The sequence below is a fragment of the Citrobacter sp. RHBSTW-00887 genome, from assembly GCF_013728095.1.
In the GTDB taxonomy this organism is placed as follows: domain Bacteria; phylum Pseudomonadota; class Gammaproteobacteria; order Enterobacterales; family Enterobacteriaceae; genus Citrobacter; species Citrobacter braakii.
Genome location: NZ_CP056267.1, coordinates 3572339 through 3598527, shown reverse-complemented (window position 1 = coordinate 3598527; position 26189 = coordinate 3572339). Strand labels below are relative to the sequence as shown.

At 55.1% G+C, this 26189-nt stretch carries 25 protein-coding genes and 1 riboswitch; of the genes, 15 read left to right on the top strand and 10 right to left on the bottom strand.

The genetic code is table 11. The features are described 5' to 3' along the window. Positions 1–57 precede the first annotated feature (57 nt). From bioB to bioD, 4 genes are read left to right on the top strand one after another with little or no spacing between them, the layout of a single operon-like run. Positions 58–1098: a biotin synthase BioB gene (gene bioB / locus HV314_RS17250; RefSeq protein WP_029139462.1), complete on the top strand. Its 1041-nt coding sequence runs from the start codon at positions 58–60 to the stop codon at positions 1096–1098. Next, positions 1095–2252: an 8-amino-7-oxononanoate synthase gene (gene bioF / locus HV314_RS17245; protein WP_181546273.1), complete on the top strand. Its 1158-nt coding sequence runs from the start codon at positions 1095–1097 to the stop codon at positions 2250–2252. The genes bioB and bioF overlap by 4 nt, the downstream gene beginning before the upstream one ends. Further along, a complete protein-coding gene (bioC, locus tag HV314_RS17240) occupies positions 2236–2991 on the top strand; it encodes a malonyl-ACP O-methyltransferase BioC (RefSeq protein ID WP_181546271.1) in 756 nt (251 codons plus the stop codon). The genes bioF and bioC overlap by 17 nt, the downstream gene beginning before the upstream one ends. After that, positions 2984–3682, top strand: a complete 699-nt coding sequence (gene bioD / locus HV314_RS17235) for a dethiobiotin synthase (protein WP_181546269.1) — start codon at positions 2984–2986, stop codon at positions 3680–3682. Before bioC ends, bioD begins: the two co-directional genes overlap by 8 nt. Here bioD and HV314_RS17230 read toward each other — a convergent pair. Next, positions 3648–4370: an ATP-binding cassette domain-containing protein gene (locus HV314_RS17230; RefSeq protein ID WP_181546267.1), complete on the bottom strand. Its 723-nt coding sequence runs from the start codon at positions 4368–4370 to the stop codon at positions 3648–3650. The genes bioD and HV314_RS17230 overlap by 35 nt on opposite strands. 770 nt (positions 4371–5140) lie before the next feature. Here HV314_RS17230 and uvrB point away from each other — a divergent pair. Beyond that, positions 5141–7162 (top strand): excinuclease ABC subunit UvrB, encoded by a 2022-nt coding sequence (uvrB, locus tag HV314_RS17225; protein WP_016152344.1) that lies wholly within the window; start codon positions 5141–5143, stop codon positions 7160–7162. Positions 7163–7256: 94 nt separating this feature from the next. Here uvrB and yvcK read toward each other — a convergent pair whose 3' ends face one another. Then, the gene (gene yvcK, locus HV314_RS17220) at positions 7257–8165 is read right to left on the bottom strand and encodes a uridine diphosphate-N-acetylglucosamine-binding protein YvcK (RefSeq protein ID WP_016152345.1); all 909 of its coding nucleotides are present in this window, start codon (positions 8163–8165) and stop codon (positions 7257–7259) included. Between the two features lie 392 nt (positions 8166–8557). After that, positions 8558–8703, top strand: a riboswitch (molybdenum cofactor riboswitch). Here yvcK and moaA point away from each other — a divergent pair. From moaA to HV314_RS17190, 6 genes are all read left to right on the top strand, one after another. After that, positions 8691–9680 carry a GTP 3',8-cyclase MoaA gene (gene moaA / locus HV314_RS17215; RefSeq protein WP_016152346.1) on the top strand — a complete coding sequence of 330 codons (990 nt, stop codon included), beginning with the start codon at positions 8691–8693 and terminating at the stop codon, positions 9678–9680. Its footprint overlaps the riboswitch before it by 13 nt. A gap of 19 nt (positions 9681–9699) precedes the next feature. Further along, positions 9700–10212 carry a molybdenum cofactor biosynthesis protein B gene (gene moaB / locus HV314_RS17210; protein ID WP_181546265.1) on the top strand — a complete coding sequence of 171 codons (513 nt, stop codon included), beginning with the start codon at positions 9700–9702 and terminating at the stop codon, positions 10210–10212. Positions 10213–10214: 2 nt separating this feature from the next. Beyond that, positions 10215–10700, top strand: coding sequence for a cyclic pyranopterin monophosphate synthase MoaC (gene moaC / locus HV314_RS17205; protein ID WP_065554856.1), 486 nt, complete (start codon positions 10215–10217; stop codon positions 10698–10700). Next, positions 10693–10938: a molybdopterin synthase sulfur carrier subunit gene (moaD, locus tag HV314_RS17200; protein WP_016152348.1), complete on the top strand. Its 246-nt coding sequence runs from the start codon at positions 10693–10695 to the stop codon at positions 10936–10938. Before moaC ends, moaD begins: the two co-directional genes overlap by 8 nt. 1 nt (position 10939) lies before the next feature. Continuing rightward, positions 10940–11392: a molybdopterin synthase catalytic subunit MoaE gene (gene moaE / locus HV314_RS17195; protein ID WP_046274634.1), complete on the top strand. Its 453-nt coding sequence runs from the start codon at positions 10940–10942 to the stop codon at positions 11390–11392. A 41-nt stretch (positions 11393–11433) separates the two neighbouring features. Further along, a complete protein-coding gene (locus HV314_RS17190) occupies positions 11434–12138 on the top strand; it encodes a Bax inhibitor-1/YccA family protein (RefSeq protein ID WP_003831536.1) in 705 nt (234 codons plus the stop codon). A 39-nt stretch (positions 12139–12177) separates the two neighbouring features. On the opposite strand, the gene HV314_RS17185 is transcribed toward HV314_RS17190, so the two are convergent. The 3 genes from HV314_RS17185 to HV314_RS17175 are packed head-to-tail and all read right to left on the bottom strand — an operon-like array spanning position 12178 to position 15139. Further along, complete coding sequence (locus HV314_RS17185; protein ID WP_016152350.1) at positions 12178–13140, bottom strand: lysylphosphatidylglycerol synthase domain-containing protein; 963 nt, start codon at positions 13138–13140, stop codon at positions 12178–12180. Next, positions 13140–14381 (bottom strand): cardiolipin synthase ClsB, encoded by a 1242-nt coding sequence (gene clsB / locus HV314_RS17180; protein WP_016152351.1) that lies wholly within the window; start codon positions 14379–14381, stop codon positions 13140–13142. Before clsB ends, HV314_RS17185 begins: the two co-directional genes overlap by 1 nt. Beyond that, positions 14378–15139, bottom strand: a complete 762-nt coding sequence (locus HV314_RS17175; RefSeq protein WP_016156057.1) for an endonuclease/exonuclease/phosphatase family protein — start codon at positions 15137–15139, stop codon at positions 14378–14380. The genes clsB and HV314_RS17175 overlap by 4 nt, the downstream gene beginning before the upstream one ends. Before the next feature lie 131 nt (positions 15140–15270). Here HV314_RS17175 and HV314_RS17170 point away from each other — a divergent pair, with 131 nt between their 5' ends. Further along, positions 15271–15681, top strand: a complete 411-nt coding sequence (locus HV314_RS17170; protein WP_016152353.1) for a YbhQ family protein — start codon at positions 15271–15273, stop codon at positions 15679–15681. Here the strand turns inward: HV314_RS17170 and HV314_RS17165 are convergent. The 5 genes from HV314_RS17165 to cecR are packed head-to-tail and all read right to left on the bottom strand — an operon-like array spanning position 15643 to position 21284. Beyond that, positions 15643–16749, bottom strand: coding sequence for an ABC transporter permease (locus tag HV314_RS17165; RefSeq protein WP_181546263.1), 1107 nt, complete (start codon positions 16747–16749; stop codon positions 15643–15645). The two genes, HV314_RS17170 and HV314_RS17165, sit on opposite strands and share 39 nt — an antisense overlap. A 10-nt stretch (positions 16750–16759) precedes the next feature. Further along, on the bottom strand, positions 16760–17893 hold the full coding sequence (locus HV314_RS17160) for an ABC transporter permease (RefSeq protein WP_016156059.1): 1134 nt from the start codon (positions 17891–17893) through the stop codon (positions 16760–16762). Next, positions 17886–19622 (bottom strand): ATP-binding cassette domain-containing protein, encoded by a 1737-nt coding sequence (locus HV314_RS17155; RefSeq protein WP_181546261.1) that lies wholly within the window; start codon positions 19620–19622, stop codon positions 17886–17888. Before HV314_RS17155 ends, HV314_RS17160 begins: the two co-directional genes overlap by 8 nt. Beyond that, on the bottom strand, positions 19615–20610 hold the full coding sequence (gene hlyD, locus HV314_RS17150) for a secretion protein HlyD (RefSeq protein WP_016156061.1): 996 nt from the start codon (positions 20608–20610) through the stop codon (positions 19615–19617). Before hlyD ends, HV314_RS17155 begins: the two co-directional genes overlap by 8 nt. After that, complete coding sequence (gene cecR, locus HV314_RS17145) at positions 20607–21284, bottom strand: transcriptional regulator CecR (RefSeq protein ID WP_016152358.1); 678 nt, start codon at positions 21282–21284, stop codon at positions 20607–20609. The genes hlyD and cecR overlap by 4 nt, the downstream gene beginning before the upstream one ends. A gap of 221 nt (positions 21285–21505) precedes the next feature. On the opposite strand from cecR, the gene rhlE reads away from it, so the two are divergent. The 3 genes from rhlE (at position 21506) to ybiB (ending at position 26094) form a co-directional block, all read left to right on the top strand. Further along, a complete protein-coding gene (rhlE, locus tag HV314_RS17140; RefSeq protein WP_181546259.1) occupies positions 21506–22849 on the top strand; it encodes an ATP-dependent RNA helicase RhlE in 1344 nt (447 codons plus the stop codon). Positions 22850–22945: 96 nt separating this feature from the next. Beyond that, positions 22946–25096, top strand: a complete 2151-nt coding sequence (dinG, locus tag HV314_RS17135) for an ATP-dependent DNA helicase DinG (protein ID WP_181546256.1) — start codon at positions 22946–22948, stop codon at positions 25094–25096. 29 nt (positions 25097–25125) lie between these two features. Beyond that, a complete protein-coding gene (gene ybiB, locus HV314_RS17130; protein WP_181546254.1) occupies positions 25126–26094 on the top strand; it encodes a DNA-binding protein YbiB in 969 nt (322 codons plus the stop codon). Positions 26095–26189: the final 95 nt, after the last annotated feature.

The window sequence follows — 26189 nt, the reverse complement described above, 5'->3', positions numbered from 1 at the left end:
TTAAAAAGATTTAGGTTTACGAGTCTACACCAAACTCATAACGAAACGTATACCAATATGGCTCATTCTTCTCGCTGGACAATGTCGCAAGTCACCGAATTATTTGAAAAACCGCTGCTGGACCTGCTGTTTGAAGCGCAGCAGGTTCACCGTCAGCACTTTGATCCGCGGCAGGTTCAGGTCAGTACGCTGCTGTCGATTAAGACCGGTGCCTGCCCGGAAGACTGCAAATACTGCCCGCAAAGCTCCCGCTATAAAACCGGTCTGGAAACGGAACGTTTGATGGAGGTTGAACAGGTACTGGACTCTGCGCGTAAAGCGAAACAGGCCGGTTCAACGCGGTTTTGCATGGGCGCGGCGTGGAAGAATCCACACGAACGCGACATGCCGTACCTGGAACAGATGGTTCAGGGCGTCAAAGAACTGGGGCTGGAAGCGTGTATGACGCTGGGTACGCTGAACGAAAATCAGGCCCAGCGGCTGGCCAATGCGGGTCTGGACTACTACAACCATAACCTCGACACCTCGCCGGAATTCTACGGCAATATCATCACAACCCGTTCGTACCAGGAGCGCCTGGATACGCTGGATAAAGTGCGTGAGGCGGGCATTAAAGTCTGCTCCGGCGGGATTGTGGGACTGGGGGAAACGGTGACCGACCGCGCGGGTCTGTTGCTGCAATTAGCTAATCTGCCAACGCCGCCAGAAAGCGTGCCGATCAACATGCTGGTGAAAGTGAAAGGCACGCCGCTTGCCGATAACGACGATGTGGATGCTTTTGATTTTATTCGTACTATCGCCGTGGCGCGGATCATGATGCCGACTTCATATGTCCGTCTTTCAGCCGGACGCGAGCAAATGAACGAACAAACCCAGGCGATGTGCTTTATGGCCGGGGCTAACTCGATTTTCTACGGCTGCAAACTGCTGACCACGCCGAACCCGAACGAAGATAAGGATTTGCTGTTGTTTCGCAAACTGGGCCTCAATCCGCAGCAAACGGCGGTGCTGGCGGGTGATAACGAACAGCAGCAACGCCTGGAGCAGGCGCTGCGTACCCCAGATACCGACGAATACTACAACGCGGCAACCGTATGACCTGGCAGCAAAAAATAGACGATGCGTTAACGGCGCGTCGTCGTGCTGATGCGTTGCGTCGGCGCTATGCGGTGACGCAGGGCGCCGGTCGCTGGCTGCAGGCCGACGGTCGCCAGTATCTGAACTTTTCCAGCAACGACTACCTTGGCTTAAGCCACCATCCGCATATTATCTGCGCGTGGCAGCAAGGCGCTGAGCGTTTTGGCGTCGGTAGCGGCGGCTCGGGTCATGTCAGCGGTTATTCCGTTGCTCATCAGGCGCTGGAAGATGAGCTGGCGCAATGGCTCGGCTATTCCCGGGCGCTGTTGTTTATCTCCGGTTTTGCCGCTAATCAGGCGGTCATTGCCGCGCTGATGGGCAAAGAGGACCGGATTGTTGCTGACCGGCTCAGCCACGCCTCACTGCTGGAAGCTGCCAGCCTTAGCCCTGCCGTGCTACGTCGCTTTACCCATAACGATCCCCAACATCTGGAACGTCTGCTGACCACCCCCTGTCCGGGGCAACAACTCGTGGTCACTGAAGGGGTGTTCAGCATGGATGGCGATAGCGCACCGCTGGCGGAAATTCACGCGGTGGCAGAGCAGCAGGGCGCGTGGTTGCTGGTGGATGATGCGCACGGGATTGGCGTGAGCGGTGAGGAAGGGCGCGGTTCGTGCTCCCGACAGCAGGTGAAACCCGAGCTGTTAGTGGTGACGTTTGGCAAAGGGTTTGGCGTCAGCGGCGCGGCAATCTTGTGCTCAGACAGCGTGGCCGATTATCTGCTGCAGTTTGCCCGTCATCTGATCTACAGCACCAGTATGCCTCCGGCGCAGGCCCAGGCCTTGCGCGCCGCGCTGGAGGTGATCCGCAGCCGCGAAGGCGATGAGCGCAGAGAAAAACTGGCGATGCTGATCCAGCGTTTTCGCGCTGGGGTGAATATGCCGGACTTAACGCTGGCGCAGTCAGACAGCGCCATTCAGCCACTGATCGTGGGCGACAATCATAAAGCCTTGCAACTGGCGGAGGCATTACGTCAACAGGGATGCTGGGTGACGGCTATTCGCCCACCGACGGTGCCGGTTGGTACGGCCAGGCTGCGGCTTACGCTGACCCAGGCGCATGAAGTCCAGGATATCGATCGCTTACTGGAGGTGCTGCATGGCGCAGGTCAATAAGCAGGCGATTGCTGCCGCGTTTGGTCGCGCGGCTACTCACTATGAGCAACACGCGGAACTCCAGCGTCAGAGCGCCGATGCGTTACTGGCACGACTCGATGGTCGGGCATTCTCTCAGGTTTTAGATGCGGGCTGCGGGCCTGGGCGTATGAGCCGTTACTGGCGGGAGCAAGGGAGCGAGGTCTGCGCGCTGGATCTGTCGGCGCAAATGCTGACTGAAGCACAGCGTCACGATGTCGCCCACCGCTATTTGCTGGCGGATATTGAAGCCATTCCGCAGGCTGCTGCTACTTTCGACCTGGCCTGGAGCAATCTGGCCGTACAGTGGTGCAGTGACCTGCGCGGCGCGTTACGTGAGCTTTACCGGGTGGTGCGTCCTGGCGGGACGGTGGCGTTTAGTACCCTGGCGCAGGGGTCAATGCCGGAACTTCGTCAGGCGTGGCGAGCGGTTGATGAGCGGGAGCACGCCAATCGTTTTTTGCCCGTGGATCAACTGGAAAACGCCCTGCATGGGTGGGACGTTGAATACCAGTCTCATGCCGTCACGCTGTGGTTTGACGATGCGCTGAGCGCCATGCGATCGCTGAAGGGCATTGGCGCGACGCATTTGCATGATGGCCGCGAGCCGAGCGTCCTCACCCGCTCACAGTTGCGCCAGCTACAGCTAGCCTGGCCCTGCCAGCAGGGGAAATATCCGCTGACCTATCATCTATTTTTGGGAGTGATTCAACGTGACTAACACTTTTTTTGTCACCGGGACGGATACCGAAGTGGGGAAAACTATCGCCAGCTGCGCGTTGCTGCAGGCGGCGGGGCAGAGGGGATTGCGAACCGTCGGCTATAAGCCAGTGGCGTCGGGCAGTGAAATGACGGTTGAAGGTCTGCGCAATAGCGATGCCCTGGCATTACAGCTCAACAGCGTTGTGACGGTGGACTATGCGGCTATCAACCCCTATACCTTCGCGGAACCTACCTCACCGCATATCATCAGCGCGGACGAAGGTCGCCCTATTCAGGCCTCTGTAATGTCTGCGGGTTTACGCGCGCTGGAACAACAGGCTGACTGGGTGCTGGTGGAAGGTGCCGGCGGGTGGTTTACGCCGCTTTCGCCAACGCTGAGTTTTGCTGACTGGGTGAAAACAGAGCAGCTGCCGGTTATTCTGGTGGTTGGCGTTAAGCTCGGCTGCATCAACCACGCTGTGCTGACCGCCCAGGCGGTGCAGCAGGCCGGACTGACGCTTGCCGGATGGGTCGCCAATGATGTGACGCCACCTGGCAAGCGTCATGCTGAATATATGGCAACGCTCAGGCGTGTGCTTGCGGCTCCGCTGCTGGGGGAAATTCCCTGGCTGGCAGAAGAGCCGGAGCGGGCATCGACAGGACGTTATATCGATCTTAGCGTTTTGTCTGTGGCGTCACCCAATCGGTGATTTGCGGGTTGCTGAGCTGTGTGATTTGCCCCTGAGCCACGTTGCGCCCACGGTGTAACAGGCAGTAGCAGTCAGCGACCCGACGAATAAACGGCAGGCTCTGCTCCGCGAGCATTATGGCGATGCCGAGCTCCTGGCTTAACCTTACCACCAGGTTCCCCAGCTTGTGGATATATGCCTGGCCACTTCCCCGCGTGGGCTCATCGAGGATCAGCAGGCGCGGGCGTGTGACCAGCGCGCTGGCGAGCGCAAGCTGGTGCTGATCATCTTCCGATAATGCCGCCCCTTTGGCCTGACGCAGTACGAACAACTGTGGAAACAGGCGGTAAATATCACTGCTGTTCATCGTTTCGCTTTCCTCAACCGCCTGGCGCGCAATATGCAGATTTTCCTCTACCGTCAATTGCGAAAAAATCCGTCTCTCTTGTGAAACGTAGTTAATGCCCAGCGCGATGCGATTTGCCGCCGGAATGGGGCTCAGGTCGCGCGGCGGCGCGCCAGCCTGATGCCAGAACATGGTGCCGCTTTCGATCGGTAAATTGCCGATAATGCAATTGGTCAGCGTAGTCTTTCCCATCCCTGGAAGCCCCAGCACACCGGTACATTTACCGGGCAGCAGGTCGAGATCCACATCCCATAGGGAGTGTTGATTACCGTAATAATGATTCACTGCGCGAAGACTCAACATAGATTCCTCCAGCATGATGCTATCCGCCCCACGTACAGGTCGTCGGAAGAAAATTGCAATTCTCTTGCCAGAAGAGGGGTTGGGGTCAAAAAACAGCAGGAGAGTGTGCCGCGCAGGCGGTAACGTCTGGCTGGCCGGAGGGCTGGCGTTGTTTTGTGCACATTGCCAGTGCCTGTCGGTGTCGTAATGGTGCAGGCAAGAAAATGATGAAAATGCGAGCAAGATCCCGGCCATTCCAGGCCGCTTCGTTAGCTGATAAATATCAAAAAATAGCGATAAATTTTTTTTATCCCTCCTGAAAAGGGAGTGAGGGCGTTTTTGCCAGGCTACAGTCCATACGGGCTGGAGGCAGTTATCCACTATTCCTGTGGATAACCTTGTGTATTAGAGTTAGAAAACACAATGTAAGCGAGAGAAGACGCGGCCTGCGACTAAATTGATGCGAAAGACGGCTCGGGATAATAGTCATTAAATTACAGAATGTTAGATAAAATCAATGGCTGTCGCAGAAGTGTCATGCGTTGCCACAAAACTTTCATCGGGCAGCTTGACAAATGTTAAAAAAGTCATTGCTTTGGGGATAACACGTTTTTGCTGGTGTTTTATCTTGTCTGAGGCCAAATTTTAGCCTGCGGTCACGGTCATTCTGATGGCGTATCAGAAATATTCTGGTGCGTTACTGTTTTTTCATCCAGTATATTTTACTGGCAAAATATACGACTGCGAGTAAAATTACACACCTGCCCGCCCATTGCTTCAGGTAGCTGCTCATGAGTAAACCGTTCAAACTAAATTCCGCTTTTAAACCCTCTGGCGATCAGCCTGAGGCTATTCGCCGTCTGGAAGAAGGGCTGGAGGATGGTCTGGCGCATCAGACGCTGCTGGGGGTGACGGGCTCGGGGAAGACATTCACCATCGCTAACGTAATTGCGGACTTGCAGCGGCCTACCATGGTGCTGGCTCCCAATAAGACGCTGGCCGCGCAGTTGTACGGTGAGATGAAAGAGTTCTTCCCGGATAACGCGGTGGAGTATTTCGTCTCCTACTACGACTATTATCAACCGGAAGCCTACGTACCAAGTTCTGACACCTTCATCGAGAAGGATGCCTCGGTTAACGAACATATTGAGCAAATGCGTCTGTCAGCGACCAAAGCGCTGCTGGAACGTCGGGATGTCGTCGTCGTCGCGTCAGTTTCCGCTATCTATGGTTTGGGCGATCCGGATCTGTATCTGAAAATGATGCTGCATCTGACGGTAGGGATGATTATCGACCAGCGTGCGATCCTGCGCCGCCTGGCGGAACTGCAATATACCCGCAACGATCAGGCATTTCAGCGCGGAACCTTCCGCGTGCGTGGTGAAGTGATCGACATTTTCCCGGCTGAATCCGACGATATCGCGCTGCGCGTGGAACTGTTTGATGAAGAGGTCGAACGTTTATCGCTGTTTGACCCGCTTACCGGGCAGGTTGAATCCACGATTTCGCGCTACACCATCTATCCTAAAACGCACTACGTGACGCCGCGCGAACGTATCGTGCAGGCGATGGAAGAAATCAAAGTTGAGCTGGCAGAGCGGCGCAAGGTCCTGCTGGCAAATAACAAACTGCTGGAAGAACAGCGGCTAAGTCAGCGTACGCAGTTCGATCTGGAAATGATGAATGAGCTGGGTTACTGCTCGGGGATTGAAAACTACTCCCGCTATCTGTCCGGGCGTGGCCCCGGCGAGCCGCCGCCGACGCTGTTTGATTACCTGCCTGCCGACGGCCTGCTGGTGGTGGATGAATCCCACGTCACTATCCCGCAAATTGGCGGTATGTATCGTGGTGACCGGGCGCGTAAAGAGACTCTGGTCGAATACGGATTCCGTCTACCGTCGGCGCTGGATAACCGTCCGCTTAAATTTGAAGAGTTTGAAGCGCTGGCCCCGCAGACCATCTACGTCTCAGCGACGCCGGGTAACTATGAGCTGGAGAAATCCGGTGATGATGTCGTCGATCAGGTAGTACGACCGACCGGCCTGCTGGATCCAATCATTGAGGTACGCCCGGTGGCGACGCAGGTTGACGATCTGCTGTCTGAGATCCGCATCCGTGCGGCGATTAACGAACGTGTGCTGGTCACTACGCTCACGAAACGGATGGCAGAGGATCTCACCGAATACCTCGAAGAGCACGGTGAGCGGGTGCGCTATCTGCACTCAGACATCGATACCGTGGAACGTATGGAAATCATTCGTGACCTGCGTCTGGGCGAGTTTGACGTGCTGGTGGGTATCAACCTGTTACGTGAGGGTCTGGACATGCCTGAGGTCTCACTGGTGGCGATTCTGGACGCAGACAAAGAAGGGTTCCTGCGTTCGGAACGTTCGCTTATTCAGACCATCGGTCGTGCGGCGCGTAATATCAACGGGAAGGCTATTCTCTACGGCGACAAAATTACCGCCTCAATGGCTAAGGCGATAGGTGAAACTGAACGCCGTCGTGAGAAACAGCAGCTCTACAACGAAGAACACGGTATTACGCCGCAGGGGCTGAACAAGAAAGTGGTCGATATTCTGGCGCTGGGTCAGAATATTGCGAAGACTAAGGCGAAAGGCAAAGGGAAGTCACGCGCAGGCGCGAAGTCTGAAATTGTCGAACTGGATATGACGCCAAAAGCGCTGCAGCAGAAGATTCATGAGCTGGAAGGGCAGATGATGCAGCATGCGCAGAATCTTGAATTTGAAGAGGCTGCGACAATCCGCGACCAGTTGCATCAGTTGCGCGAGTTGTTTATCGCGGCATCGTAAGATTGTGCCGGAGGCGGGGGAACCCCCTCATCCGGCCTGTGGGAGTAGATCGCGTTTGTAGGCCTGATAAGCGCAGCCCATCAGGTAATTCCACTTACCCCAGCGCCTGTACCGCTTTCTCCAGCGCGTAATGCAATAGCTGGCGGTCATGGCGGTAGGGAATGTCGCTGGCTTCCAGCACTTCCTGAATAACAACGCGGTCGGTAACGGTGGATACATCCACTTTCGGGCCCACAACCACCGCATCAATTACTTTCCTGCCAACGTACTGTTCAATGATTGCCAGCTTATCGTTAAGCGTCAGGCTGGCTGCTGGCAGGCTTAATTCACGACCCAGATTGCCGATGTAGACCATCGGGGCAGGTGTGCGACGTAATGCCTGCGCCAATTCGTCGAGCAGCAGGAGCGGCATCAGGCTGGTGTAAAAACTGCCGGGTCCTATCAAAATCAAATCCGCTTCGGCGATAGCTTCAACTGCCTCCCGCGTGGTGGGGACTTTTGGCGACAGCATCAGTTCCTGAGGCGGGATGGTGAGCTGATCGATATTCACTTCGCCATAGACTTCATGTCCCTGATCGTCGATAGCCATCAGGTCCACCGGCAGCTCCGACATCGGAATTAAATGCGCGTCAACTTTCAGCAGACTACGAATTAAATTGATGGCTTCCAGAGGCCGCACGCTGAGGTGATCGAGCGCCTTTAACATCAGATTTCCGAGGTTATGCCCGGAAAGCTCACCATTACCGCCAAAACGATACTCAAACATGGCGGATGCAACGCTGGGTTGAGTAATTAACTGGTTCAGACAGTTACGCATGTCTCCCCAGGCAATTCCTCCTTCAGAGCGACGAATACGACCTGTCGACCCGCCGTTATCGGTCGTGGTGACGATCCCCGTCAGGCGTGAACCTAAAGGGGAAAGAGAGGAGAGAACGCGTCCCAGTCCATGCCCTCCGCCGAGAGCGACAACGCGGTCCAGATCTGCCAGCGTGCGAGTGCGCATATATTTTCCTGATATCAATTGATCGGCGCTACAGTAACGTAAATAGTGTGTTTTCAGCAATTATCCAGGCGGAATCTGGCGTAATTTTTTTCTGCGATCTACTCCTTTCTGACGAGATTCACCTGCCGGCAAGATGATGTATATCAATGCAAAACTGTGGTTTTTGCTTATTCTGTAGCGAAATTGCACGATCATGTCGCTATGTATGTATTTATACAGCGAAAGTGTACATGGCAAAAGCGTCATTTACACGCTAGTATCGGCATAACCACAATGTACTCTGAATAATTTGAGTTGCAGGAAGGCAGTGAGGGAGAGAATCCCCCGTAAGCGGACATAAGTACGTGACTGGGGTGAATGAACAAAGCCCACGCTTCTGCAATTTGAAGTATGACGAGAATAAACACTCTAGCCTCTGCACCTGGGTCAAATGATACGGTGCTTTGGCCGTGACAATACTTGAATAGGTTTGTCACCAGGGCGTAGGAAGAAATGACTACGTCTCCCGTATTTGGAAAGGTGTACATGGGCTCTCAACTTACCGATGCTTTCGCACGTAAGTTTTACTACTTACGTTTGTCGATTACCGATGTGTGTAACTTTCGTTGCACCTACTGCCTGCCGGATGGCTATAAGCCCGGCGGTGTCACCAATAACGGCTTTTTGACCGTTGATGAAATTCGCCGCGTCACGCGCGCGTTCGCCAGTCTGGGAACGGAAAAAGTGCGTCTGACAGGGGGCGAACCTTCATTGCGTCGCGACTTTACCGACATTATCGCCGCCGTGCGCGAAAACCACGCCATCCGTCAGATTGCGGTGACCACTAATGGTTATCGTCTGGCGCGTGATGCCGCTGCCTGGCGCGATGCTGGACTGACCGCACTTAACGTCAGCGTCGACAGCCTCGATGCCCGTCAGTTTCACGCCATTACCGGGCAGGACAAATTTCAGCAGGTGATGGCAGGCATTGACGCCGCCTTCGATGCGGGTTTTGAAAAAGTGAAAGTCAATACCGTGCTGATGCGCGACGTAAACCATCATCAACTGGACACCTTCCTGGCGTGGGTTCAGCCCCGTCCTATCCAACTACGCTTTATTGAACTGATGGAAACGGGCGAGGGCAGCTCTCTCTTCCGTAAACACCACATCTCAGGCCAGGTCCTGCGCGATGAGCTGCTGCGTCGCGGCTGGATCCACCAGATCCGACAGCGCAGCGACGGCCCGGCTCAGGTTTTCTGTCATCCTGACTATGCTGGTGAAATTGGTCTGATCATGCCTTATGAGAAAGACTTCTGCGCCACCTGCAACCGTCTGCGCGTTTCCTCTGTCGGCAAGCTGCATCTGTGTTTATTTGGTGAAGGCGGCGTAAGCCTGCGTGATTTGCTGGAAGATGACGCTCAGCAGTCGGCGCTGGAAGAACGCATTTCAGCCGCGCTGCTGGAGAAAAAGCAGACTCATTTCCTGCATCAGAACAATACCGGTATTACGCAAAACTTATCTTACATTGGCGGCTGATCGCTAAAAGGAGTTTTTCATGAGTCAGGTAAGCGCTGAATTTATCCCGACACGCATTGCTATTCTTACTGTTTCCAACCGTCGCGGCGAAGAAGATGACACCTCCGGCCATTATCTGCGTGACTCGGCGCAAGAGGCGGGTCATCAGATTGTCGACAAGGCGATTGTCAAAGAGAACCGCTACGCCATTCGCGCCCAGGTTTCTGCATGGATTGCCAGTGAGGATGTGCAGGTTGTGCTCATTACAGGCGGCACGGGCTTAACCGAAGGGGACCAGGCGCCAGAAGCGCTGCAACCGCTGTTCGACAGAGAAGTCGAAGGGTTTGGTGAAGTATTCCGTATGCTGTCGTTTGAAGAGATTGGCACCGCGACGCTGCAATCCCGGGCGATTGCCGGAGTGGCCAACAAAACGCTGATTTTCGCCATGCCGGGGTCGACTAAGGCGTGTCGTACCGCATGGGAAAATATCATTGTGCCGCAGCTCGATGCCCGTACGCGTCCGTGTAATTTCCACCCACATTTGAAGAAATAAGTATGTCGCAACTGACTCATATTAACGCCGCTGGCGAAGCGCATATGGTGGATGTCTCCGCCAAAGCGGAAACCGTACGCGAGGCGCGTGCAGAAGCATTCGTGACCATGCGTAGCGAAACGCTGTCGATGATTATCGACGGCAGCCACCATAAGGGCGACGTTTTCGCCACGGCGCGTATTGCCGGTATTCAGGCCGCCAAACGGACCTGGGATCTTATCCCGCTGTGCCATCCGCTGATGTTGAGCAAGGTTGAAGTTAATCTGCACGCCGAGCCGGAACACAACCGCGTACGCATTGAAACGCTGTGTCGCCTGACCGGGAAAACCGGCGTCGAAATGGAAGCGTTAACGGCGGCCTCCGTGGCAGCGTTGACCATCTACGATATGTGCAAAGCGGTGCAAAAGGATATGGTAATTGGTCCGGTGCGTTTGCTGGCTAAAAGCGGCGGCAAATCGGGAGATTTTAAGGTAGATGCGCATGATTAAGGTTCTTTTCTTTGCTCAGGTACGGGAATTGGTGAACACGGATGCGATAGAAGTCGCCGCTGAGTTTGCAACGGTAGAAGCGCTGCGCCGGAGTCTTGCGGCAAAAAGCGATCGCTGGGCGTTGGCGCTGGAAGACGGCAAGCTGCTGGCCGCGGTAAATCAGACGCTGGTCAGTTTTGACCATCCCCTTAATGCGGGTGACGAAGTGGCTTTCTTCCCACCGGTAACCGGAGGCTAAGATGGCTGAAACGCGAATTGTTGTTGGTCATGCGCCGTTCAGCGTCGGGGATGAGTATCCCTGGCTGGCCGAACGCGATGAAGATGGCGCGGTGGTCACTTTCACCGGTAAAGTCCGCAATCACAATCTCGGCGATAGCGTGCAAGCGTTAACGCTGGAACACTATCCGGGAATGACCGAAAAAGCGCTGGCGGAGATTGTCGACGAAGCGCGTGCGCGCTGGCCGCTGGGACGAGTAACGGTCATTCATCGCATTGGCGAACTGTGGCCGGGTGACGAAATCGTTTTTGTTGGCGTGACCAGTGCGCATCGCAGCAGCGCGTTTGATGCCGGGCAGTTCATTATGGATTATCTGAAAACCCGCGCACCATTCTGGAAGCGCGAGGCCACGCCAGAAGGTGAGCGCTGGGTTGATGCCCGCGACAGCGATAAGCTAGCAGCAAAACGCTGGTAGAGTACAATTGGTGTAGGCTCATACTGATTCAGGAGATTGTCATGGACCGATTCCCACGATCCGATTCTATTGTACAGGCCCGTTCCGGCCTGCAAACGTATATGGCGCAGGTGTACGGCTGGATGACCTGCGGATTGTTGCTGACGGCGTTTATCGCCTGGTATGCGGCAAATACGCCCGCGGTGATGATGTTTGTCTTCTCCAGCAAAATCACCTTCTTTGGACTGATCATCGCCCAGCTAGCGCTGGTGTTCGTCCTGTCCGGCATGGTGCAAAGGCTCAGCGCGGGAATGGCGACCACGCTGTTTATGCTCTATTCGGCATTAACCGGGCTGACGCTATCAAGCATTTTTATCGTCTATACCTACTCGTCTATCGCCAGCACCTTTGTGGTCACCGGCGGGATGTTCGGGATCATGAGTTTGTACGGCTACACCACCAAACGCGATCTCAGCGGCTTCGGCAATATGCTGTTTATGGCGCTGATCGGTATTGTGCTGGCCTCGCTGGTTAACTTCTGGTTGAAGAGCGAAGCGCTGATGTGGGCGGTGACCTATATTGGGGTGATTGTGTTTGTCGGCCTGACCGCTTATGACACGCAGAAGCTGAAAAACATTGGTGAGCAGATCGACCTGCGTGACAGCTCCAATCTGCGTAAATACGCAATTCTTGGGGCCTTAACGCTGTATCTGGACTTCATCAACCTGTTCCTGATGCTGCTGCGTATCTTCGGCAATCGTCGTTAATTCTCTGTTGCCGGATGGCGTAAGCCGCCATCCGGTGAATCATTTCGCCATCGCCTTCTCGTTTTTTACCCGCAACTTTTTCGCCCGACTCTCCAGCAGCAAATAGCACATCAGCGCCAGCAGCAGCGGAATAAAATAGTACAGCACGCGATATGCGAGCAGGGCGGCAATGATTGTCCCCTGAGAGGTGTTCTCTCCCGCCAGCAGCGCCATAAAGACCGCCTCCAGCACGCCAATCCCCGCCGGAATATGCACGATAACACCGGCAATACTGCTCACCAGCAGCACGCCCAGCACGAAGAAATAGTTGATATTCTGACCCAGCAACAGCCAGATAATCGCCCCCATTACCATCCAGTTAGTACCGGATATCGCCATTTGCGCGAGGGCAAATTTCCAGGAGGGCAGTACCAGTTTTTGGCCCTTGATGGTGATGTGGCGATGTTTAGCGAAAGCGCAAAACCACAGATAAACAACAATCATCAGCAGCAGCGCAATGCCTAAGAGGCGTAGCGTACCTTCATCGATATACCAGTGTGCGGGCAGTTCAACGACGCCGAAGGTGAAAATAAAACCGCCCAGCAGAATATAGCCCAGCCAGTTGGTGGTAATGCTCAGTGAAAAAATTCGCGTAATTGTGCTCCCCGGTAATCCGAGACGCGAGTAGAGACGATAACGCATCCCAATACCGCCCACCCAAGTGCTTAACGTCAGGTTGAAGGCGTAACAGATAAACGACACCAGCATGACCTGGCGTTTTGCCAGCTTGTGCCCGCAGTAGTAGCGCCCGAGCAAGTCATAGCAGCCGTAAAGTAAATAACTGACGATCACCAGCCCTACGGCGCTGAGCAGGGCGATCCGATTGTAATCGCGAATTACCGTCCATACTTCCTGCCAGTTGACCTTACTGGCATAAACGACCAGCAATACGATGACTGCAATAAAAAATAGCCATGTGAGGATCTTTTTCGCTAAGCGCCAGCGTCGGTGGTTTTTTGGCATCAGGTTTCCCCTCCTGCATCCTCAGTTGGAATACGATCCTGGGTTTCCAGAGTTGGCTGTGCGGGTGGTTCTACCTCGGCCAGATGCGGGGTATGCGCCGGTAGCCAGCCGACCAGCGCCGGGAAGTGGCGTAAAAAGTGGAAGGCCAGCACGCTTTTGGTCAGGTTCCACCAGGTGCGTTTTGGCAGCATTGATTCATCAACTCGCTTGCAGTCCTGCGCAATAATGGGGTTCAGGTTGTCACGCAGGGTCTGGTTAAACGTGCGGTCATGAATAATAAGATTTGCCTCCAGATTGAGCGACAGACTGAGCGGGTCGAGATTGCTGGAACCTACCGTCGCCCAATGATCGTCCATCAGCGCGACTTTACCATGCAGGGGCTTACGCCGGTATTCATAGACATGGACGCCGCCTTTAACCAGATAGTTATACAGCAGGCGGGCACCCACTTTCACAATCGGCATATCCGGTTCACCCTGGACGATGAGTTTTACCCGAACGCCGCGTCGCGCAGCTTTTCGTAGGGCATGCAGCAGGCGATAACCCGGAAAGAAATAGGCATTGGCAATGATCACTTCCCGCCGGGCCTGGGTCAGCATTTTCAAATAGTGGCGTTCAATATCATCGCGATGCTCTTCGTTATCGCGCCAGACAAACAGCGCCTGCGCTTCGCCTGGCCGATGATTTTCAATTGCCCGGTGATGACGTCGCCACCAGCGTCGTACGGCGCTCTGTCCCGGTAAGTTATCCAGCACGAATTTCAGGATGTCGGCCACGACAGGACCTTCCACGCGAACGGCATAATCCTGCTTGGCCTCGGGACCGTAATCAGACATGTGCTCAGCGGAATAATTGATGCCGCCGACAAAGGCAACACGGTCATCAATGACCACAATTTTGCGATGCATACGGCGAAAGAGATTGGTGCGCATACCGAACAGACGCGGGCGCGGATCGTAGTAGCGGAAAACAACGCCTGCTACGGTCAACTCTTCGACAAAACTGTCGCTAAGATCCGGCGAACCGTAACCGTCCAGCAGCACCTCTGCTTTGATTCCGCGCTGGGCGGCTCCGAGCAAGGCGGCATGCAGCTGTTTTCCGACCGCATCTTCAAACCAGATAAAAGTCTCAAGGATAATTTTTTGCTGTGCCTGTTCAATGGCGTCAAAGACGGCGGGATAGTATTGATCGCCGTTTTCCAGCAGTTGAATTTGATTGCCTTCACGCCAGCCATTTTTCATAAATGAATCTCCGCACTCAGGGGGGCATGATCGGACAAATGTCGCCAGTGACGCAGCGCCAGCGTCGTTGGAGTACTGGCATTCGCGTTTTTCACATAGATCCTGTCCAGACGCAGCAGGGGAAACTGCACCGGAAACGTCCGCGCCGGGCGACCGTGGGCGCGGGTAAAAATCTCGTCAAGGCCGGCCCTGGCTTTCAACGGGTGATTGGCCGTTTGCCGCCAGTCGTTAAAATCTCCGGCGATCACCACGGGCTCCGCGTCGGGTAGGGCATTGACCCAGTCAGCCAGCATAGCGAGCTGGGCCTGGCGGTGTGCTTCACGCAAACCGAGATGCACGCACATGACATGAATTGGGTGCGAGAGCATTGGCGGCACGATGCGGCAGTAGAGGACCCCGCGCTTTTCACTCGCGCCGACGGACACATCGCGATTTTCATAATGTTCAATGGGATAACGCGACAACACCGCGTTACCGTGATGCCCTTGTGGGTATACGGCGTTACGCCCGTAGGCGAAGTCGCTCCACATGGTGTCCGCCAGAAATTCGTAGTGGGTGGTATCCGGCCAGTTCTCAATCTGCAGCGAGTGAGCATCGTGCGCGCCCATGACTTCCTGCAGGCAGACAATATCTGCACCGACCGTTCTGACAGCCTCCCGTAGCTCAGGCAAAATAAAACGCCGGTTGAAGGCGGTGAACCCTTTGTGAGTATTAATGGTGAGCACATTGAATGAAAATTGAACTCCCGATCCGCTCATGAGCCTCCCGTTGGCGTTACTTCCTAAATAAAATAGTGTAGTCGTCGTCACAAAAAGATGCGGTGTTGCGGAATTTTCCGTAAAGTCCGGTACTCTGAATAATTAGTTGAAAATCCTTCAGGAGAAAAGCCATGAGGTGGCAACAACGTGTTCGTGTCGCAACGGGTCTAAGTTGCTGGCAGATTGTGTTGCATTTACTGGTAGTGGCGTTGCTGGTAATGGGCTGGATGAGCGGTACGCTGGTGCGCGTCGGCCTGGGATTATGCGTCGTTTACGGCGTAACGGTTTTATTAATGCTGGCCTTGCAACGTCACCATGAACAGCGCTGGCGCGACGTAGCTGATGTGCTGGAAGAACTGACTACCACGTGGTATTTCGGTGCCGCGATGATCGTACTGTGGTTGTTGTCGCGCGTGCTGCAAAACAACGTCTTGCTGGCCCTGGCGGGGCTGGTGATCCTTGCCGGACCCGCCGTGGTCTCGCTGTTGGCGAAAGACAAAAAGCTACATCACCTTGCGTCTAAACATCGCATACGCCGCTGAGCCGGTCGTGGCCGCTATCACCAACAGCGGCCACAAACTTCCCCACACAATCTGCAGACTCGCATCCTTCAGGTAAATCTGTTTCGTGATGTCCGTAAAATGGCGGATTGGGTTTATCCACGTCAGATTCTGTAGCCAGACCGGCATATTTTCGACCGGCGAGACGTAGCCTGAAAGTAAAATCGCCGGCATCATAAACACAAATACGCCGATAAACGCCTGCTGCTGAGTGGCGCACAGTGATGAAATCAGCAGACCAAAGCCGACCAGCGACAGCCCGTAAATCACCATCGTGAAATAGAACAGCCACAGTGAACCGGCAAACGGGATGTGATAAGCCCAGATGCCGATCGCCAGCACAATGGTGGCCTGAAACGTTGCCACAATTAACGCGGGCACCGCTTTACCGATGAATATCTGCCAGGTGGTAAGCGGGGAGACCAGCAGCTGATCCAGCGTGCCTTGCTCGCGCTCGCGGGCAACCGAGAGCGAAGTGACGATCATGACGCCGATGGTGGTGATCATGGCGATCAGCGACGGAACCACAAACCATTTGTAATCCAGATTCGGGTTATACCAGTTACGCACCACCAGCTCGCTGTTGTTCGGTTTCGGCTTGCCGTCCATCAGCTCCTGCTGATACTCCTTAACGATTTGTTGCAGGTAATTCGCGGCAATTTGCGCACTGTTAGAGTTACGCCCGTCGAGAATAATCTGCATGGGAGCCTGCTGGAAGGTATCCAGATTACGCGAAAAGTTGGCCGGGAAGCGCACCAGCAACAGGGCTTTTTGCGTGTCGATGGTGGGCTGGATCTCCTGCGGGCTTTTCAGCAGCAGAACGTGCGTAAAGGCGCTGGCGCGAGCGAAGCGCTGGGTTAGTTCCACCGAATGTTTACCGTTGTCTTCGTTATAGATAGCGATTGTGGCGTTGGTGACTTCCAGCGTGGCCGCGAACGGGAACAGAATAACCTGAATTAGCACCGGTAAAATCAGAATGGCTCGCGTCTGCGGTTCACGTAACAGCGATTGCAGCTCTTTACGAATTAATGTCCATAAGCGATGAAACATGCCCGTCCCCTTAATCCAGCCGACGTTTGGTTTTAAGCCACGTCAGGCCAATAAACATCACCGCCGAAGCGATTAAAAACAGCACGTTGATAATCAGCACCACCGGAATATTTCCCGCCAGAAACAGGCTTTGTAGGGTGCTGACGAAATAACGAGCCGGAATAATATAGGTTACTGCCCGGATAATCGCCGGCATGCTGTCTATCTGGAAGATAAAACCCGACAGCATAATCGAGGGCAGGAAGGCGGCGTTTAGCGCGACCTGCGCGGCGTTAAACTGATTGCGGGTGATGGTGGAGATAAGCAACCCCATGCCGAGCGTGCTGAGCAGAAACAGACTGGTAATGAAAAACAGGATCAGCAACGAACCGCGATAGGGCACGCCGAGAATAAACACCGACACCAGCATACACAGCAGCATCGCCAGCATGCCCAGAAAGTAATAGGGGATCAGTTTGCACAGCAGCAGTTCGACGCGGGTGACTTCGGTAGACAACAGCGCTTCCATGGTTCCGCGCTCCCATTCGCGCGCCACCACTAATGAGGTGAGGATAGCGCCAATAACCGTCATGATGATGGTTACTGCCCCGGGAATAATAAAATGTTGGCTGATGGCCGCCGGGTTAAACCAGTAGCGGGTCTGCACGTCGATCAAAGGTTCAAATGATTCTCCGCGATCTTCCGCCCGCTGTTGTTGCCAAATCTGCCAGATGCCTTCGACATAACCCTGCACAAAGTTAGCGGTATTTGGTTCACTGCCGTCGGTGATCACCTGGATCGGCGCCACGTCGTTGGGTCGCGCCATCTGCTGGGCGAAATCCACCGGGATCACCACCAGCCCGCGAATGCGCCCGGCCTGCATTTTCTCAATCAATTCCTGACGGTTATCGCTGATGGTGGCGTCAATATACGGTGAACCGGTCATGGTATGGGTAAAATCCAGCGCCTCTTCGCTTTGCTGTTCGAGCAAAATCCCTACCCGCAGCTTGCTGGAGTCGAGGTTGATCCCGTAGCCGAAGATAAACAACAGCAGCAGCGGGATCACCACCGCAATCAGCCAACTGCTGGGATCGCGGACGATCTGGCGCGTCTCTTTCACGCACAGCGCGCGTACGCGACGCCAGGAGAGAACGGAGTTACTCATGCGTATGCTCCTTATCCCAGTCATTGATTAGCGTGATAAACGCCTGTTCCATGGTCGGGTCTGGCGTCTCACTGTCAGCAGCCTGAGCTTTCAGGTCGTCCGGCGTACCGCTGGCAATCAATTTGCCGCGATACACCAGCCCGATGCGATCGCAGTATTCTGCCTCATCCATAAAGTGGGTGGTCACCATCACCGTGACGCCTTTTTCCACCATGCTGTTGATATGTAACCAGAACTCCCGACGGGTGAGCGGATCGACCCCGGAAGTGGGTTCATCGAGGAACAGAATGTCGGGTTCATGCATCAGCGAACAGGCCAGCGCCAGGCGCTGTTTAAAGCCCAGCGGCAGTTCGTCGGTGGCGTGGGAGGCGATACTCTTCAGGCCGAATGCCTCGCTCATCCGCTCGATTTTCTCCTTCTGCGCCCGACCGCGCAGGCCGTAGACGCCGGAGAAAAAGCGCAGATTCTGTTCAACCGTCAGGTTGCCATACAGGGAGAATTTCTGCGCCATATAGCCCAGATGCTGGCGCGCTTTACCGGAGCTGACCTTCAGGTCCATGTCCAGCACCAGCGCTTTACCCGAGGTGGGGACCAGCAGGCCGCACATCATTTTAAAGGTGGTGGATTTGCCCGCGCCGTTGGGGCCTAACAAACCAAAAATCTCGCCGCGCTGCACGGCAAAGTCTACGTGGTCGGTAGCGGCAAAATCGCCAAATTTTTTGGTCAGCGCTTTGGCTTCGATCACCGTTTCACCTGGCGTGCCTTCCACGGTATGCAGGATAGCGCCCAGCGGTGACTCCGATGTTCCGGCCCCGCCGAGTAAATCGATAAAGGCATCCTCGAAGCGGGGGGCGGTTTCGTTGATGGTTATCTCCGGCATGCCGTCAGCGTTTTGAATCTGCTGGGCCGTCGCTTCTTTTTTCAGGATTAAGCGGACGGATTTCCCCTGAATCATCCCGTCGCTAATCTGCGGCAGTTTTAACGTGCGTTGCAGCAGTCGGCGGTTATTTTCCTGCGAACTGCTCATCAGGAAGCTGCGACCCGACATGGTTTGCGTAAGCTGAGTGGGATCGCCCTGATACAGCAATTCACCTTCGTTCATCAGCAGCACATCACGGCATTGTTCAGCTTCATCCAGATACGACGTGCTCCAGAGGATCAGCATGCCGTCCCCGGCCAGCTCATGAACCATTTGCCACAGTTCGCGACGGGAAATAGGGTCGACGCCTACGCCAGGCTCATCCAGCAGTAACACGCTGGGTTCACCGACCAGCGTACAGGCAAGTCCGAGCTTCTGTTTCATGCCGCCGGAAAGCTTGCCGGCCAGTCGTCCGGTAAACGGCCCCAGCGAGGTAAATTCCAGTAGCCGGGCAAAGGTTTTTTCTCGCGCTTCACCGGTAACGCTACGTAAATCTGCATAGAGATTGAGGTTCTCCATGACGGTCAAATCTTCATACAGACCAAATTTCTGCGGCATGTAACCCAGTACCGCATGCAGCGCGCTGTCGTCTTTGATGGGATCAAAACCAATTACCGTTGCGCTACCGGCGTCGGGTTTCAACAGCCCTGCCAGCATTCGCATCAGCGTGGTTTTGCCAGCACCATCCGGCCCGACCAGCCCGGTCACGTAGCCCGCATGAACGGTACAGTCGAGCGGGGCGACGGCCGGTTTATCCATTCCGGCAAAGTTTTTCGTCAGTCCATTCAGCGTAATGACGGCGTCATTCATGCCGTGCCTCATCGCTGAACTTTATCGTTACCGGCATTCCCTGGCGCAGCGCATCGTCCGCGTCGGTCACCACAATACGCAGGCGATAAACCAGGTCGGTGCGCAGGTCAGGGGTCTCGACTGTTTTTGGGGTAAACTCGGCGGTGGGCGACACGAAGCCGATTTTACCGTGATACGGTTTGTCCGGACGGCCATCGGTGTAAAGCAGGATTTCGCGTCCTGGCTGCGCCTGGCTCAGATTTCGTTCATCAACGTAGGCGCGAACCCATACCGGACGCGTGAGTGACAGCGTCAGTACCGTGCCCCCTTCGTTCAGCATGCTGCCGGGTTCGACCGCACGGGTGAGTAACGTGCCGTCAGACGGCGAGGTCAGCGTGGTGTCATGCAAATTAAGCTCTGCCTGGGCCAGCTCGGCCTGAGCTTGTTCGAGCGTGGCTTTCGCCTGCTCGATGTCCTGCACACGATTACCGCTGCGGTATTGGCTGAGTTTATCCTGTGCGGATTTCAGAGAGGCCAGCGCCTGATCGCGTGATGAACGGGCGTTTTCCAGATCGTTGGCGGAGATAGTGCGGCTTTTCCACAATCCCACCTGCCGATTGTAAAAGTTTTGCGCGTAATCATAGGCTGCCTGCGCCTGTTTGACTGCCGCTGCGGTTTGCGCGATCTCCTCTTCACGATATCCTGCCAGCATCAGATCGTATTGCGCCTGCGCGGCGGCAACATTCGCTTTTGCTTGCATTAATGCGTTTTCGTACGGCGCACGGTCCAGTTCGCCCAGCACCTGACCGGCGGTAATGGCATCGCCTTCGTCAACCGCCAGCGAGGCCAGCCTGCCGCCGACGCGAAAACTCAGGTTGACGCTACGGATATCGACATTGCCGTACAGCGTCAGACCGTTATCTTGCCGACTTTGATACCACCACGTTCCACCGGCAATCACGGCAACGAGGGCCGCGATGACCAGCCCGAGAACGACAGGTTTTTTCATGACTCCAGACTCCTTTGCGTTAAACCTTGCAGAATAAGATCGATGTGACAGGTGATCGTTTGGTCAATCAGCGCGGTTTTATCCTCATCAAATTGTGACCAGCCCGTACGCAACAGAATGGTTTCTTTCCCCAGACGAAAGGCCAGTACCTCGCCGAGTAGGGCGTGGGTGTGCAGGATCATTTGGGTATCGTTGGCATCGCCGCCGGTGTAGGCAGCAATCAGGCGCGTCAGGTGAGTATGTAGCGGATTGATAACCTGGTCGTGCACCAGTTGATAAGCCGCGGTGGGGGAAAGCTGTTCGCGCGAAATAAATTTGCTCAGGTTAACGGTATCGTCCTGGGTTAACAGCATGATCATATTTTTGCAGGCGCGGAGGATCAGTTCGCGCATCGCGCCACGATCCGGTTCCGGCTGAGCAAACAGACGCTCGGCTTCTTCAGCATGCGGGCGAAACTGTGAGCCGATAAAATCCGCAATCCACTGGGCGCAGGCGAGATATAAATCCTCTTTTGAGCCAAAATAGTAGGTGATGGCAGCAATATTTTGCCCGGCCTGCGCGGCGATATCGCGAGTAGTGGCGTGCAGACCATACTCACCAAACTGCGCCAGCGCGGCGGCAATGAGCTGATTTTTCGCCTGTTCACCTTTGGTTGTCATGGTGGGTGTATTCATAGCACGACTCAGATCTTAATCAATCGATTGATTAAGATTATGACTGATGTGTAACCTTGTCCAGTCCGGACCGTTATTTTTCAGCGCAGGGATAATTTATGCGGCACATCACAAAAACTGCTACACTCCGCCCCTTCATGACATTGTGGTTTTTGTCATCTTTATTATATGTATCTCCCTGAAAACGACACCGGTAACGGTCAGGGTGGTTCGGAGTTGTTATGTCTTTTGATTCCCTTGGTTTAAACCCTGATATTTTACGTGCCGTTGCCGAGCAGGGTTACCGTGAACCTACCCCTATTCAGCAGCAGGCGATCCCTGCCGTGCTGGAAGGCCGCGATCTGATGGCTAGCGCCCAGACCGGTACGGGGAAAACGGCAGGTTTTACCCTGCCGCTGTTGCAGCACCTGATTACCCATCAGCCGCATGGCAAAAGCCGTCGTCCGGTGCGTGCGCTGATCCTTACGCCAACCCGCGAACTGGCGGCCCAGATTGGCGAAAACGTACGTGATTACAGTAAATATCTGAATATTCGCTCGCTGGTGGTCTTCGGCGGCGTGAGCATTAACCCGCAGATGATGAAGCTGCGCGGCGGTGTGGATGTGCTGATCGCCACGCCTGGTCGTTTGCTCGATCTGGAACACCAGAATGCGGTGAAACTGGATCAGGTTGAGATTCTGGTACTGGATGAAGCTGACCGCATGCTGGATATGGGCTTTATTCATGATATCCGTCGCGTTCTGGCGAAACTGCCGGCAAAACGCCAGAACCTGCTGTTCTCAGCAACGTTCTCTGATGATATTAAGTCGCTGGCCGAAAAGCTGCTGCACAATCCGCTGGAAATCGAAGTGGCGCGCCGTAATACCGCGTCAGAGCAGGTGACTCAGCACGTTCATTTCGTTGATAAAAAGCGTAAACGTGAACTGTTGTCGCAGATGATCGGTCAGGGCAACTGGCAGCAGGTGCTGGTGTTTACCCGTACCAAACATGGTGCAAACCATCTGGCGGAACAGCTGAATAAAGACGGCATTCGCAGCGCGGCGATCCACGGTAATAAATCTCAGGGGGCGCGTACGCGTGCGCTGGCTGATTTTAAATCCGGTGATATTCGTGTGCTGGTGGCGACCGATATTGCTGCGCGTGGTCTGGATATTGAAGAGCTGCCGCATGTGGTGAACTACGAGCTGCCAAACGTCCCGGAAGATTACGTGCACCGTATTGGTCGTACCGGTCGTGCGGCCGCTACCGGCGAAGCGTTGTCTCTGGTGTGCGTTGATGAACACAAGCTGCTGCGTGACATCGAGAAGCTGCTGAAAAAAGAGGTCCCGCGAATTGCGATGCCAGGCTACGAGCCAGACCCGTCCATCAAAGCCGAGCCGATCCAGAATGGTCGCCAGCAGCGTGGCGGCGGTGGTCGTGGTCAGGGTGGAGCAGGGCGTGGTCAGCAGCCGCGTCGTCAGGATGGCGGTGCGCCAAAAGCGAAACCGCGTAGCGGCGAAGGCAAACCGGCGGGCGATAAGCCTCGTCCACCGCGCCGTCCGCGCAAACCGTCTTCAGCGCAGTAATTGCGAGCCCGGCCGAAAGGTCGGGCTTTTCTTTTTGCGACACGTATCAGAAAGTGCCACAATAGTGGCTGTTTATACAGTATTTCAGGTTTTCTCATGGCACTAACGGCTGCGCTAAAAGCGCAAATTGCCGCCTGGTATAAGGCGCTTCAGGAACAGATCCCCGACTTTATTCCCCGTGCGCCGCAGCGGCAGATGATTGCTGACGTCGCGAAAACGCTCACTGGGGAAGAAGGGCGGCATCTGGCGATTGAAGCGCCGACCGGGGTGGGGAAAACGCTGTCGTACCTGATTCCCGGTATTGCCATAGCGCGTGAAGAACAAAAAACGCTGGTGGTCAGTACCGCCAACGTTGCTTTACAGGCTCAGATCTACAGCAAAGATTTACCACTGCTGCGCAAAATTATCCCCGATCTGCGTTTTACCGCCGCGTTTGGTCGCGGGCGTTACGTCTGCCCGCGTAATTTAGCGGCGCTGGCCAGTAGCGAACCCAATCAGCAGGATCTGTTGGCCTTTCTCGACGATGACCTGACGCCCAACAACCAGGAAGAACAAAAGCGCTGCGCCAGGCTAAAAGGCGATCTCGACAGCTACAAGTGGGACGGGCTGCGCGATCACACGGATATCGCTATCGACGACGGACTCTGGCAGCGCCTGAGCACTGATAAAGCCAGCTGTTTGAATCGTAACTGTCACTACTATCGTGAATGCCCCTTTTTTGTCGCCCGCCGTGAGATTCAGGAAGCCGAAGTGGTGGTGGCTAACCACGCGCTGGTGATGGCGGCCATGGAAAGCGAAGCTGTTTTGCCGGAGCCGAAGAACCTGCTGCTGGTCCTTGATGAAGGTCACCATTTGCCGGACGTCGCGCGCGATGCGCTGGAGATGAGCGCAGAAATCAGCGCCCCCTGGTATCGGCTGCAGTTGGATCTGTTTTGCAAATTAGTAGCCACCTGCCTCGAACAGTTTCGTCCAAAAACCACGCCGCCGCTGGCGAATGCCGAGCGTCTGAACGGTCACTGTGAGGAACTGTATGAGCTGATTTCATCGCTCAATAACATTCTTAATCTGTACATGCCTGCGACCCAGGAGGCGGAACACCGCTTCGCGATGGGCGAACTGCCTGCGGAAGTGATGGAGATTTGTCAGCGTCTGGCGAAGCTAACAGAAATGCTGCGCGGTCTGGCGGAACTGTTCCTCAACGATCTCAGCGAAAAAACCGGCACCCACGATATTGTGCGTCTGCATCGGGTTATTTTGCAGATGAATCGGGCGCTGGGCATGTTTGAGGCGCAAAGCAAACTGTGGCGGCTGGCTTCGCTCGCGCAGTCGTCAGGCGCGCCGGTGAGTAAATGGGCGACGCGCGAAGTGCGTGACGGGCAGATCCACGTCTGGTTCCACTGTGTGGGGATCCGTGTGAGCGATCAGCTTGAACGACTGCTGTGGCGCAGCGTACCGCATATTATCGTGACCTCCGCCACGCTGCGTTCGCTCAACAGCTTCTCGCGTTTGCAGGAGATGAGCGGGCTGAAAGAAAAAGCAGGGGACCGGTTTATCGCGCTGGATTCACCGTTTAATCACGTTGAGCAAGGCAAAATCGTCATTCCGCAGATGCGCTACGAACCGTCAATTGATAACGAAGAGCAGCATATCGCGGAAATGGCCGCCTATTTCCGCGAACAGCTGGAAAGTAAAAAGCATCAGGGCATGCTGGTACTCTTTGCCAGCGGTCGGGCAATGCAGCGTTTTCTTGAGCACGTTACCGATCTGCGTCTGCTGTTGCTGGTACAGGGCGACCAGCCGCGCTATCGACTGGTGGAGCTGCACCGCAAGCGGGTGACCAACGGCGAGCGTAGCGTACTGATTGGGCTGCAATCTTTTGCCGAAGGTCTGGATTTGAAAGGCGACTTGCTGACCCAGGTGCATATTCACAAAATTGCTTTTCCGCCTATCGACAGCCCGGTGGTGATCACCGAGGGCGAGTGGCTGAAAAGCCTGAACCGCTACCCCTTTGAGGTGCAGAGCTTGCCCGCGGCGTCATTCAATTTGATCCAGCAGGTTGGGCGACTCATTCGTAGCCACGGCTGCTGGGGAGAAGTGGTTATTTATGACAAGCGTTTATTGACCAAAAGCTATGGCAAGCGTTTACTGAACGCATTACCCATATTTCCGATAGAGCAACCTGCTGTGCCATACGTTATAGTAAAACCAAAAGAAAAAGCGAAACCCACGCGTCGCCGTCGGCGTTAACGATGCGAGCAACAGGCAAGGAGTTATCGATGGATTACCGCAAAATCATCAAAGAGATTGGGCGAGGAAAAAATCACGCGCGTGACCTGGATAAGGATACCGCTCGCGGACTGTATACCCATATGATGAACGGCGAGGTGCCCGATCTTGAGATGGGCGGTGTACTGATTGCGCTGCGCATTAAAGGCGAAGGCGAAGCGGAGATGCTGGGCTTTTACGAAGCGATGCAGAACCACACCATTCGCCTGACTCCGCCAGTGGCCAAACCCATGCCGATTGTCATTCCCAGCTACAATGGCGCGCGCAAGCAGGCAAATTTGACTCCGCTGCTGGCGATTTTACTGCATAAACTGGGCTTCCCGGTGGTGGTGCACGGTGTCAGCGAGGATCCAACCCGCGTGCTGACTGAAACCATTTTCGAAATGATGGGGATTGCGCCGACGCTGCATGCCGGACAGGCACAGGCAAAGCTGGATGGTCATGAGCCGGTGTTTATCCCGGTGAGTGCGCTGTGTCCTCCGCTGGAAAAACAGCTGGCGATGCGCTGGCGAATGGGCGTGCGTAACAGTGCGCATACGCTGGCTAAATTAGCCACGCCGTTTGCCGAAGATGCCGCGCTGCGTCTTTCCAGCGTTTCCCACCCGGAATACGTATCGCGCGTGGCGAAATTTTTCGGCGATATCGGTGGGCGTGCCCTGTTGATGCACGGTACCGAGGGTGAAGTGTACGCCAACCCGCAGCGCTGCCCGCAGATAAGCCTGATAGATTCGTCCGGCGTGCGAGTGCTACAGGACCGGCAGAGCGAGATGCCCGATGAGCCGGTCCCACTGCCGGTGGCTAAAGACCCGGAAACTACCGCGCGCTGGATTGAGCGTTGTCTGGCGGGCAGTGAGCCGGTTCCGGCATCGCTGAAAATCCAGATGGCCTGCTGTCTGGTAGCAACCGGTGAATCCGCGACGCTGGCTGAAGGACTTGGCCGCGTCGAGCAAAGCTTCTGATTTTTCTTTCTCTCGACGGGTCATTTGCCTGGCCCGTCGCTTCACGCCTTCCGGCAACGTGAAATTTCTGCACGTTTATTGATCTCCTGAGCGCT